We start from the raw sequence: 12063 nt of genomic DNA, 5'->3' as shown, positions 1-12063 counted from the left end.
GACCTGGTCCGCAGCGCCTGACCGGGGCTCGCCCCCGACACGACGAACGGGCCGGAGGAGCTAGTCCTTCGCCGCGCCGAGCGAGATGCCCCGCTCGGCGAGCCACGGCAGCGGGTTGATCTTCGAGCCGCCCGCGGTCCAGACCTCGAAGTGCAGGTGGGGGCCGGTCGACTGCCCGCGGTTGCCGATCTCGGCGATCTCCTCGCCGGCCTTGACCTTCTGCCCCTCCTTCACGAAGGAGCGGTTCACGTGGCCGTAGACGTTGATCGTGCCGTCCTCGAGCTGCACCCGGACCCACATGCCGAAGCCGCTCGCGGGGCCGGACTCGAGGACCGTGCCGTCGGCGACGGAGACGATCGGGGTGCCGATCGCGTTGGCGATGTCGACGCCGCGGTGCGAGGTGCCCCAGCGGGCGCCGAAGCCCGAGGTGAAACGGCCCTCGGCGGGCTTGACGAACTGCGGGGTGCGGGCCGCGACCTCGCGGGCCGCGGCGGCGTCGGCGACCTTGCGGGACTTGGCCAGCGACGCGACCTGGCTCGTGCCGGTCGGGGCGCTCGGCGAGATCGCCATGACGCCGGTGGTGGCGGCGTCGAGGGCGTCGCGGGCGGGCGTCGCGGCGGCCGGGACGGCCGTCGCGGCCGCGGAGAGCGCCAGGTCGGTGCGGGTCTCCCCGGTCGGGGCGTCGAGCCCGCTGCTCACGAGGCTGTGGCCCGCGGTGGCGAGGGCTCCGGCCGCGACCGCGGCGACGGCGAGCCGGCCCGAGAGCGGCGACGGGCGGCGGGCGCTGCGGTCGTCGTCGGGACGCGGGGAGCCGGTGGGCCGCGGAGAACCCGTGGGGTGCGGGGAGCCGGTGGGACGACCACCGGTCGTCGGCCGGGAGGGAGCCGGGCGCAGCGCCGGGGCCGGGCGGGCCGGCAGGGCCGGGGCGCGGCCACCGGAGACGGAGCGCAGCGGAGCTCGACCATCGACCGAGCCGCCGACGAAGGCGGCCGTGCGGCCGGTGTCGGCGGGCCGGGACGGGGCGAAGCGGGGACCACCGCCGAACAGGCCGGGGCCACCGGCGCCCGCGAGGGCGGGCACGCCGAAACCGGCGAAGCCGGCCAGCGGGGGAGTGAAGGGGGCCGGGCGGGGGGAGCTGTGACGCGCCAAGACCATCCTTCCGCGAGCTCGGGGCCGGTCGCGGCGGCGTGGCGTGGGGGCGCCGTGCGGATCGTCGGGGTCGATCCGTGAGCCGTTCGTGACCGCACCGTGATGCTGGACCGCTGGAAGGTGCCATGAAGGACCGGTGCGCAGCAAACGGACGCCCAGGTCATTCCCGATCGACACGCCGTGTGTGCGGCCGTGCGCGCCGAGCGGTCATCACTCGGACGGGTGAGCGACGAGCGGTCGGGTGGCGGACGTCAGATCGCCGCGGCTCGCGGGACGACCCGCTCGCGGGCGGGCCGGGTGCGCGCCAACGTGCAGGCGACGAGGTGCACGACCTCCGGGTCGATCGTCATCGCCATGTGCCCCACGTGGTCGCGCTGCACGTTCTCGACCTGGAGGTCGGGGTGCTCGAGCCGGGCGTTGCGCTGCGGGATGATCAGCTGGTCCATGCGGCTCCACACCGCGAGGAAGCGCGTGCGGCAGCCGGGCGCGGGCTCGTCGAGCTCGCGGAGCAGGTCCGACCCCGGCTGGAGCTGCCGCGGGACGAGGGTCGGCGGCAGCAGGTGGGCGATCATCGACCCGCGGTGCGGGCTGCCGAGGGTCACCAGGGTGTCGACGCGGGCGTCCCCGCCGAGCCGCTGGACGTAGTAGCGGGCGATGAGGCCGCCGAGCGAGTGGCCGACGACGTGCACCCGGTCGACCCCGGCCGCGGCGCAGAGCCGCTCGACGTGGTCGCCGAGGTCGCGCGCGGCGACCCGGATGTCGCCGGTGAACGCCGTCATGGGGCTGTAGTTGACCGCCTGGACGGTGCCGTGGCCGCGGCGGCGCAGGGCCCGGGCGAGGTAGTGGAAGATCGACCGGTTGTCGACGATGCCGTGGACGAGCAGGACGGGGATCGTCGAGCCGTCGAGGTCGGAGACCAGCAGCGAGCGCTCGCCGGGCGAGAGGGTCTCGGTGCGGTGGTGGGCGTGGACGCCGCCCGGGCGCAGGGCCTCGTCGAGCAGGCCCCACGGGTACACCGACAGGTGCAGGGCGGTGTAGGCCACCTCGACGGCGAGGCCCCGCATGCCGGCGGGCACGCCGACCGTGCGGGCCGCGTAGGAGAGGCCCCCGCGCACCGTCGAGACCCACGACGTGAGGGAGCCGCCGCCCTGCCCCGTCGCCGGCGATGGCGACGTAACCCCGGTCACGTCCATGAGGTCGACGTTAGGCGACGTTCACCGGCGTGTCTCGCCGGGCGGGCCGGAGGACCGATCCAGACATGATCTCGGTCCCTCCGGCGGGTGTACGCGGAACCCGGACGGGTACCTCCTACCCTCGGATCCCATGACGGCCCGAGCGGACGCGCGGTCCCGGGCCCCCGAGCCCGCCGCGGTGCCCCCGTCCCCGCCCGCCCTGGGGCGGAGCTGGTGGGTCGCGGCCGTCGTCGTGACCCTCGCCGTCGCCCTCCGGATCGCCGTCGCCGTCCTCGCGCCGGGACCGATCGGCGCGCCGGTCCGCGCCGCGGGCGTGCTGGCCCCGCTCGTCGCCCTGGTCGCCGCCCTGGCCCCGGGGCTCGCCACCCGCCGCGCCGGCCGGAGCCCGGGCGCCGCCTCGCTCGCCGCCCCGGCCGCGCTCGGGTTCCTCGGGCTCGGCGGTCTGCTGGTCGACCTGACGCTGCTCGTCGACCCGGTGGCCGCCGCCCGCCCCGACGTCCTGCCCTCGGGCACCTCGGCCCTCCCCGTCCCGCTCGCGGTGCTGCTCCTCGCCGCCGACGCCGCGCTGGTCGTCGTCGCCGTCCTCGCCGCCCGGGGCCTGCGGGTGCTCGCCCGGGCCCACGGGCCGGGGGTGTTCGGCGCGCAGCGCGCGAGCGTGCTCGTGCGGCCGGTCGCCGGCGCCGCGGTCGCCGCCGTCGGCCTGGCCGCCGCGCCGTTCACGGTGCTCGGCGGCGCCAGCGGCTTCGCGCCGCACTCCGTCCTCGACACCGCCTTCCCCGCCGGGGCCGGCGTCGCGCTGCTGGCGCTGACCGTCGTGCTGCTCGCGGCCCTGCCGGGCCTGGGCGCCGTCGGGACCGCGGCGGTCGTCGGGGCCTCCGACGAGACCGGGATGCGCGTGCGGCGCGCCGTGCACACCGCGCTCGGCGCGGGCGTCGTCGCGGGCGTCGCACCCGTCCTCGCCGCGGCGGCCGCCCGCGGCGGCCTCGCGGTCTCGCCGGGCTCCGTGCTCGCCATGGCCGGCGGACTGCTCCTGATCGGTGTCCCGGCCCGCACGGCGGTCCTGCGCTCGCGGGCCGCGGGCGTCGTCGCGCTGCTCACCGCCGGGGCCGCCCTGTTCGGGGCCCTGCTGCCGAGCACCACCGTGACGACCACCGCGCCGATCGAGACCGGCGCCGGGCTCCTCCTGCTGCCCGCGGCCGTGGTGCTCGCGGTGCCGGCCGTGCTCGTCGTCGTCGGGACCCCCCGCCTCGTGGTCCGCGCCCGCCCCACCCTCTCGGTCGCCTGGCTGACCGTGCCCTTCGCGGCCGGGCCGGCCCTCGACGTCGTCCTCGCCGCGACCGACGGCTCCGCGCCGGTGGTCGGCCCCTTCGGTGCTCTGCCCGTCCCGACGACCGCCGTGGGCATCGGCCCGGGCGGGTGGGCCGTCGTCGGGGCGCTCGTGCTCGCCGTGCTCACCGCGGTGCTGGCGGTCGGCGCCGGCTTCGCGGAGCGGCGCGACGTGTCCGGGGGCTGGTCGCCGCTGGGGAACCGGCCGGCCGACGGCACCGACACCGTGGAGCCCGACCCGACGATGCTGCCGATGTGCGCGCTCGCCGCGGTCCTCGCGGTGCCCGGCTTCGGGGGCCCGCTCGCCCGGGACGCCGTCGCCGCGAACGCCGCGGGCGGGGCGTGGCAGAACCCGGGGGCCACGGCCTGGGGCTCGCTGGCCGGCGTCGTCGGGGTGGCGATCGCGGTGCTGCTCGCCCCGCGGGCCCGGCCCGCGCGGGCGCTCGCGCTGCTCGGCGCGGCGGGGGCGCTGCTGGTGGTGCGGCTCTCGGCGCTGGTCCTGACGCCGCCGCGCGCCGGCGAGGGCGTCGGCATCGGCACCTGGGCCGCCGTCGTCTGCCTCGTCGTGACCCTCGGGGCTGCCGCGGTGGCCGTCTCCCAGATCCGCGACGCGGTCACCGACGACGGGTGAACCGCAGGTGTGGCGGGGGTCGCCCCCGGTGCATCCGCCGGTGTCGCGACACGCCGCTAGGGTCGCTTCGGTTCCGCCGAGCGGTCGCCGGTCTCCTGGTCGACCCGTCGGGACCACCGCCGGAGTCCACCGACGGATGCTGCCGGTCAGTGATGGAGGAGTTCACGAGTGGACCTGTACGAGTACCAGGCGAAGGACCTCTTCGCCGCGCACGGGGTGCCGGTCCTGCCGGGCCGCACCGTCGACACGGCCTCCGACGCCGAGGCCGCCGCGGGTGAGATCGGCACGGCCGTCGTCGTGAAGGCCCAGGTCAAGACGGGCGGCCGCGGCAAGGCGGGCGGCGTCAAGCTCGCCAAGGACCCGGGCGAGGCGCGGGAGAAGGCCGAGGCGATCCTCGGCCTGGACATCAAGGGCCACGTCGTGCACCGCGTGCTCGTCACCGAGGCCAGCGACATCGCCGAGGAGTACTACTTCTCGTTCCTGCTCGACCGGTCCAACCGGACCTTCCTCGCCATGTGCTCCGCCGAGGGCGGCATGGAGATCGAGGAGCTCGCGGTGGAGCGCCCCGAGGCGCTGGCCCGGGTGCCGATCGACGCGATCACCGGCGTCGACAAGGCCAAGGCGCAGGAGATCGTCAAGCAGGGCAACCTGCCGGCCGCGGTGGCCGACGAGGCCGCCGACGTGATCGTCAAGCTGTGGGACACCTTCGTCGGCGAGGACGCGACGCTGGTCGAGGTCAACCCGCTGGTGCGCGACCCGCAGGACCGGGTCATCGCGCTCGACGGCAAGGTCACCCTCGACGAGAACGCCGACTTCCGCCACGAGGCGCACGCCTCGCTGGTCGACGAGCGCACCGAGAACCCGCTCGAGGCCAAGGCGAAGGCCAAGGGCCTCAACTACGTCAAGCTCGACGACGGCCAGGTCGGCATCATCGGCAACGGCGCGGGTCTGGTCATGTCGACCCTCGACGTCGTCGCCTACGCCGGCGAGCAGTACGGCGGGATGAAGCCCGCCAACTTCCTCGACATCGGCGGCGGCGCGTCGGCCGAGGTCATGGCCGCGGGGCTCGACGTCATCCTCGGCGACTCCGACGTCCGCAGCGTCTTCGTCAACGTCTTCGGCGGCATCACCGCCTGCGACGCCGTGGCCAACGGCATCGTCGAGGCCCTGAAGATCCTGGGCGACGAGGCGACCAAGCCGCTCATCGTCCGCCTGGACGGCAACAACGTCGAGGAGGGCCGGCGCATCCTCGACGAGGCGAACCACCCCCTCGTCACCGTGGTGGGCACGATGGACGACGCGGCCGCCAAGGCCGCCGAGCTCGCTTCGAAGGCTGGTGCGTGAGATGTCGATCTTCCTGAACGAGAACAGCAAGGTCATCGTCCAGGGGCTCACCGGCTCCGAGGGCATGAAGCACGGCCGCAAGATGCTCGCGGCGGGCACGCAGCTCGTCGGCGGCGTCAACGCCCGCAAGGCCGGCACCTCGGTCGACGTCGACGGCACCTCGGTGAACGTCTACGGCGGCGTCGAGGAGGCCATGAAGGAGACCGGGGCGGACGTCTCGGTCATCTTCGTGCCGCCGAAGTTCGCCAAGGACGCGGTCGTCGAGGCCGTCGACGCCGGCATCGGCCTCGCCGTCGTGATCACCGAGGGCATCCCGGTGCACGACTCGGCGTGGTTCTGGGCGCACGCGAGCGCCAACGGCAACCGCACCCGGATCATCGGCCCGAACTGCCCCGGGATCATCTCCCCCGGCAAGTCGCTCGCGGGCATCATCCCGGCCAACATCTCCGGCCCCGGGAAGATGGGTCTGGTGTCCAAGTCGGGCACGCTGACCTACCAGATGATGTACGAGCTGCGGGACGTCGGCTTCTCCACCGGCATCGGCATCGGCGGCGACCCGATCATCGGGACCACCCACATCGACGCCCTCGAGGCGTTCGAGGCGGACCCCGAGACCGAGGCCATCGTCATGATCGGCGAGATCGGCGGCGACGCCGAGGAGCGGGCGGCGGACTACATCAAGGCGAACGTGACCAAGCCGGTCGTCGGCTACGTCGCCGGGTTCACCGCCCCCGAGGGCAAGACGATGGGCCACGCCGGTGCGATCGTGTCCGGCTCCGCCGGCACCGCGCAGGCGAAGAAGGAGGCCCTCGAGGCCGCGGGCGTCCGGGTCGGCAAGACCCCGACCGAGACCGCCGACCTCGCGCGTTCGCTCGTCTCCTAGGTTCGGGGTGTAGCAGGCTGGACCGGCCGCGGGGTGACCCGCGGCCGGTTCCGGCCGACACCGCCACCCGGGAGGGGCACCCCGATGAGTGCAGGACCCAGCAACTCCGGCCCGCCGGGGTGGTCCGGCCGCCCCTACGCGCCGGGTGGCGCCCCTGCGCAGGCCGCCCCGAACCAGCAGGGCCAGGCCCAGCAGCCCGGCCAGGGCCAAGGTCAGCAGGGTCAGGGCCAGCAGGGCCAGGCCCCGGGGCAGCAGGGCCAGCAGGGCCAGGCGCAGCCGGGACACGGTCAGCCGTCGCAGCCCTACCCGGCCCTCGGCCCGCCGAGCCGACCCTTCGGCGGCGTGTCGCCCTACGGCGGCGCCTCGTGGGCCGGCGCGGGTGCGCCCGGGTCGGGTCCGGCGCCGGGGTCCCCCACGCAGGGCGGCCCGCCCGGCCAGCCCGGCGCTCAGGGCGGGCGGGGCTCCTGGGGTCCCACGCCGTCCCGCGGCCTCCCCACCGGCCGGCACGGCGACCCGTCGGCCCCGCTCACGGTGCCCGCGGCCCCGGCCTCCGCCCAGTCGTCGAGCACGTCGTCCTCCTCGGCCCCGTCGTCGGCCTCCCCGGGCCCGACGACGTCCGGCGCGGCCGGGTCCACGGCGTCCGGGGTGCCCACCGGGCCCGGGCGGATCGCGGCGCTCGCCGCGGCCGGACTCGGCGTCCTGGCGTTCCTCGCGACGTTCTTCACCAGCTTCGACCCCGCGGGCCTGCTCCCGGCGCTCGTCGTCGGCGGCGGCCTGGCGGTCGGCGCCTCGGTCCTCCCGGCCGCGCCCCGGCTCGCGGTGCCGGGCGCGGTCGTCTCGGTGACCGCCGCCCTGGTCAGCCTGCAGACCCTGTCGGTCACCGACGGGTCCGACATCGCCGTCGTGGTCCTCGCGGTCCTGGCCGCGGCCGCCGCGGTGTTCGCCGCGCTGACGGCCACGGGGATCGTCGGCGGCTCCGGGTCGTCGCGGTCGGCGGAGTCCTCGTCCTCGTCCGCCCCCACCACCCCGCCGCCGGGGCAGGGGCCGGCCTGGTCGTCGCCGTCGGGCTCGCCCCAGGCCGGCGGCGGGTCGTTCGGCGGACCCCCGCCGGCCGCGAACCGCAGCCCGATCACCGGCGCCCCCTCGGGCCCCTTCGCCAGGCCGAGCGAGCCGGCGACCCAGCACGTGGGCGGGGCCCCGGGCTCGCCGTCCGCGCCCTTCGCGGCCGGGTCGCAGCAGGCCGGCAGCGGCCCGACCCCCGGTGGTCCTCCCCCCGGCGACCCGTCCCGCGGCGCCTCCTCCGGCGGCCCGGTCGACGACGAGACGGCGGCCGCCCGCACGCAGGTCGTGTCGCGGCCGGCGGCCTCGTCGTCGGGCCCCTCACCCTCGGGGGCCTCCCCGGCCGGAGCCTCGCCCTCGGGGGCCTCGCCGGCGGGAGGCGCGTCGTCGGGATCCGACGCCCCGGCCTCCTCCTCGGCGTCCGGCACCACCGTCACCGACGACCACGCGGCCGAGCCGTCCCGCGCCGACGCGGCGGGCTCCTCCCCGTCCGGTCCGTCCGCGGGCGGCTCGTCCCCGGCCGGGCCCTCCGCGGGCTCGCCGCCCGGGGCGCCGGGAGCGCCGGTGGACGACGGCCGGCGGCCGGCCTCGGCGATGCTCGGCGCCGACGCCCCGCCGCAGCCCTCCGCCGGGTCGCGCCCGGCCGGGGGCTCCGAGAGCGAGGCCACGCCGCCCTCCGGGGTGCAGCGCCCCGGCTGGGGCGTGCCCGCCGACGGCGACCCGTCCGGCGACCGGCCCGGGGCCCACGAGGCCCGCTGACGTCCGCCCGGCGTGGCGACCCCGGGTCCCGGGGTCGCCGTGGGATCGTCGGCGGCCGTGAGCGCACCGGCGGGGGAGGACACGGCAGGGTCGCCCGCCGCGTCCCCGCGGTCCCGGCCCCCGCGGTCCCGGCCTGCACGATCCCGGCCCGCGGTGCCGCCGCGGCTGGCGGTGCTCGCCGAGGTCGCGCTGGTCCCGGTCGTCGTCTCCTACGCCGTCCTCGTGGTGCTGGCGGCGCTGATCGCCGCGGTCGCCTCCGGGGCCACCCCCGGCGGTGACCCGGGGCTCGCCCAGGCCCTGACCACCGGCGTCCCGCTCTGGCTCGCCGTCCACCTCGTCCCGCTGACGGTCTCGGGCGCGCCCCTGGGGATGCTGCCGCTCGGCCCGGCGATCGCGATCGTCGCGCTGGTCGCCACGGTCGCCCGCCGGGGCGCGGTCCGGCTCGTCGCGCTCGGCGACGACCAGGCCCGCTGGACGTCGTGCGCGGTCCCCGTGGTGGCCACCGCCGCCGCCGGCCACGCCGCCGTGGGCGTGCTCGGCGCCGCGCTGCTGACCCCCGACACCGCCTCGGTCCCGGCCGACGCCTCCCCGGCCACCGCGGGCGTCGTCGCCGGGCTCCTCGCGGCACTGGCCGCCGCGGCCGGGGTCCTGCGCCCGTGCGGCGCCTCGTGGTCCGCCGCCCGACTGCCCGACTGGGCGCGCCACGGCGTACGCACCGGCCTCGCCGCGACCGCGGCGCTCGTCGCGGCCGGCACGGCGGTCCTGCTCGTGGTGCTCCTCGCGCACGCCGACGCGGTGGCCGGGGCGTTCACGACGATCGCCCCCGAGGCCGGCAGCGGCGCCGGGCTGTGGCTGCTCGACGTCGCCTACCTGCCCAACGCCGTCGTCGCCGCCACCTCCTGGATCCTCGGCCCGGGCTACGCGGTCGGCACCGTCGCCGCCGCGCCAACGGGGGCGGTGGCCGGGCTGGTGCCCCCGCTCCCGCTCGCCGCGCTGCTGCCGACCGGGCCCGTCCCGACGTGGGCCGGTCTCGTCTTCGCCCTCCCGCTCGCGGTCGGGACACTGGTGGGCTGGACCCTCGCGCCGCGGGTGCCCGAGGTGGGCGACCGCCTCCGCGCGGTCGCGACCTCGGCCCTCACCGCCGCCGTCCTGCTCGCCGTGCTCGCGCTGCTCGCCGGCGGGCGGCTGGGGACGGGACCCTTCGACCCCGTCGTCGTGCCGGCCGGCTGGGTCCTGCTCGCGACGCTCGTCTGGGTGGGGCTGCCGGGTGCGGTCGTGGCGGCGCTGGCCGTGCCCGCCGGGACCGCACCGCCGGTCGTCGCGCCCGCGGTCGTCGTGCCGGCCGCCGAGCCGGAGACGGACGACGACGAGCGTGTCGGGGGCGACACGCCGGAGGACGCCGACCGGGACTAGGCTCCCCGCCGAGGATCGTCGAGACGCCGGAGCCCAGGTCTGTGCCCGGCGGCAGGGAGCCCCGCTCTGAGCACGCACACCCACTGGCGGATACCGGCGCCCGCGCGCGTCGCCGTCCTCGCCTCCGGCTCCGGCACCCTGCTGCAGGCCCTGCTCGACGAGGCCGCACGGAGCTCCGTCGAGGTGGTCGCGGTCGTCGCCGACCGCCCCGGCGTCGCCGCCCTCGACCGGGCGGCCGCGGCGGGGGCCGAGGCCGTCGTCGTGGCGCTGCCGCAGTACCCCGACCGGGCCGCGTGGGACGCCGCCCTCGCCGACGCGGTCGGGGCCTTCGAGCCCGACCTCGTGGTGTCGGCCGGCTTCATGAAGGTCCTGGGCCCGGCGTTCCTCGCGCGGTTCGGCGGCCGCACCCTCAACACCCACCCCGCGCTGCTGCCCGCCTTCCCCGGCGCGCACGGCGTCCGCGACGCGCTCGCGTACGGGGTGAAGGTGACCGGGGCGACGGTCCACCTCGTCGACGAGGGCGTGGACACCGGCCCGGTCCTGGCCCAGGAGGCCGTCGTCGTCGAGCCCGACGACACCGAGGAGACGCTGCACGAGCGGATCAAGGTCGTGGAGCGCCGCATGCTCGTCGAGACCGTGGCCGCCCTCGTGCGCCACGGCGCCACCACCACCGGACGAACAGTGAGGATCCCCGAGTGACCGCCGTTTCCCCGGCCCCCGTGACCACCGACGGCCGCCGCGCCGTCCGCCGCGCGCTGGTCAGCGTGTTCGACAAGGCCGGTCTGCTCGACCTCGCGACCGGGCTGCACGCCGCCGGCATCGAGGTCGTCTCGACCGGCTCCACGGCGTCGCGCATCGCCGACGCCGGGGTGCCGGTGACCCGGGTCGAGGAGCTGACCGGGTTCCCCGAGTGCCTCGACGGCCGGGTCAAGACCCTCCACCCCCGCGTGCACGCCGGGCTCCTCGCCGACTCGCGGCTGCCCACCCACGTCTCCCAGCTCGAGTCGCTGGGCATCGCGCCGTTCGACCTGCTCGTCGTGAACCTCTACCCGTTCACCCAGACCGTGGCCTCCGGCGCCGCCCCCGACGACTGCGTTGAGCAGATCGACATCGGGGGCCCGGCGATGCTGCGGGCGGCGGCGAAGAACCACGAGACCGTCGCCGTGGTCACCGACCCCACCCGGTACGCCTGGGTGCTCGAGCAGGTGCACGAGGGCGGCGTGACCCTCGCCGACCGCCGCGCGCTCGCCGCCGAGGCGTTCCGCCACACCGCGTCCTACGACGTGGCCGTGGCCTCCTGGATGGGCAACGTCCTGGCGCCCGACCCCGCGACCTCCTCCGACGGCACCCCGGTGCCGTTCCCGGGCTGGGTCGGCACCACCGCGCGCCGGCGGGCCGTCCTGCGCTACGGCGAGAACCCCCACCAGGCCGCCGCGCTCTACGCCGCCCCGGAGGCCACCGGGGGCATCGCCGGTGCGGTGCAGCTGCACGGCAAGGAGATGTCCTACAACAACTACGTCGACGCCGACGCGGCCTGGCGCGCGGCGCACGACCACTCCCCGGAGCAGGTCTGCGTCGCGATCATCAAGCACGCGAACCCGTGCGGGATCGCGGTCGGCACCGACGTGGCCGACGTGCACGCGCGCGCCCACGCCTGCGACCCCACGTCCGCGTTCGGCGGCGTGATCGCCGTGAACACCGAGGTCACGGTGGCCGCGGCCGAGCAGATCGCCGAGATCTTCACCGAGGTCGTCGTGGCGCCCTCCTACGCCGACGGCGCGGTCGAGGTGCTGGCCCGCAAGAAGAACATCCGGGTGCTCACCGCCGAGTGGACCCCGGCGTCGGTCGAGCAGCGGCCGATCTCCGGCGGTGTGCTCCTGCAGCAGCGCGACGCGGTCGACGCGCCGGGGGACGACCCGTCGTCGTGGACCCTCGCGACCGGCTCCGCGGTGTCCGACGAGGTGCTCGCCGACCTCGCGTTCGCGTGGCGGGCGTGCCGGGCGGTCAAGTCCAACGCGATCCTGCTGGCGCACGACGGCGCGACGGTCGGGGTCGGGATGGGGCAGGTCAACCGGGTCGACTCGGCGAAGCTCGCCGTGACCCGGGCCGGCGACCGGGTGCGCGGCTCCGTCGCCGCGTCCGACGCGTTCTTCCCGTTCCCCGACGGCTTCGAGGTGCTCGCCGAGGCCGGGGTGGCCGCGGTGGTGCAGCCCGGCGGCTCGGTGCGCGACGCGGCGACGATCGAGGCGGCGGAGAAGGCCGGCGTCGCGATGTACCTGACGGGGACGCGCCACTTCGCTCACTAG

General features: G+C 77.1%; 9 protein-coding genes. 7 read left to right on the top strand and 2 right to left on the bottom strand.

The features are described from left to right. Positions 1-60 precede the first annotated feature (60 nt). Positions 61-1149, bottom strand: coding sequence for a M23 family metallopeptidase (locus tag ACFPBZ_RS16905; RefSeq protein WP_378037248.1), 1089 nt, complete (start codon positions 1147-1149; stop codon positions 61-63). A gap of 251 nt (positions 1150-1400) precedes the next feature. Beyond that, positions 1401-2342, bottom strand: a complete 942-nt coding sequence (locus ACFPBZ_RS16900; protein WP_378037247.1) for an alpha/beta hydrolase — start codon at positions 2340-2342, stop codon at positions 1401-1403. A 130-nt stretch (positions 2343-2472) separates the two neighbouring features. Between ACFPBZ_RS16900 and ACFPBZ_RS16895 the strand changes: the two genes are divergently transcribed. From ACFPBZ_RS16895 to purH, 7 genes are all read left to right on the top strand, one after another. After that, positions 2473-4299: a hypothetical protein gene (locus ACFPBZ_RS16895; RefSeq protein ID WP_378037246.1), complete on the top strand. Its 1827-nt coding sequence runs from the start codon at positions 2473-2475 to the stop codon at positions 4297-4299. Positions 4300-4467: 168 nt separating this feature from the next. After that, a complete protein-coding gene (sucC, locus tag ACFPBZ_RS16890; RefSeq protein ID WP_378037245.1) occupies positions 4468-5643 on the top strand; it encodes an ADP-forming succinate--CoA ligase subunit beta in 1176 nt (391 codons plus the stop codon). A gap of 1 nt (position 5644) precedes the next feature. After that, complete coding sequence (sucD, locus tag ACFPBZ_RS16885) at positions 5645-6526, top strand: succinate--CoA ligase subunit alpha (RefSeq protein WP_378037244.1); 882 nt, start codon at positions 5645-5647, stop codon at positions 6524-6526. 84 nt (positions 6527-6610) lie between these two features. Next, positions 6611-8344 (top strand): DUF5336 domain-containing protein, encoded by a 1734-nt coding sequence (locus tag ACFPBZ_RS16880; RefSeq protein ID WP_378037243.1) that lies wholly within the window; start codon positions 6611-6613, stop codon positions 8342-8344. 57 nt (positions 8345-8401) lie between these two features. Further along, on the top strand, positions 8402-9757 hold the full coding sequence (locus ACFPBZ_RS16875) for a cell division protein PerM (protein WP_378037242.1): 1356 nt from the start codon (positions 8402-8404) through the stop codon (positions 9755-9757). Between the two features lie 66 nt (positions 9758-9823). Further along, complete coding sequence (gene purN, locus ACFPBZ_RS16870; RefSeq protein ID WP_378037252.1) at positions 9824-10456, top strand: phosphoribosylglycinamide formyltransferase; 633 nt, start codon at positions 9824-9826, stop codon at positions 10454-10456. A 20-nt stretch (positions 10457-10476) separates the two neighbouring features. Continuing rightward, a complete protein-coding gene (purH, locus tag ACFPBZ_RS16865) occupies positions 10477-12063 on the top strand; it encodes a bifunctional phosphoribosylaminoimidazolecarboxamide formyltransferase/IMP cyclohydrolase (RefSeq protein WP_378037251.1) in 1587 nt (528 codons plus the stop codon).

This window comes from Actinomycetospora atypica (assembly GCF_042653685.1).
Lineage (GTDB): Bacteria > Actinomycetota > Actinomycetes > Mycobacteriales > Pseudonocardiaceae > Actinomycetospora > Actinomycetospora atypica.
Note: the sequence above shows the minus strand (reverse complement) of the source record. Positions and strands in the feature narration are given on the sequence as shown.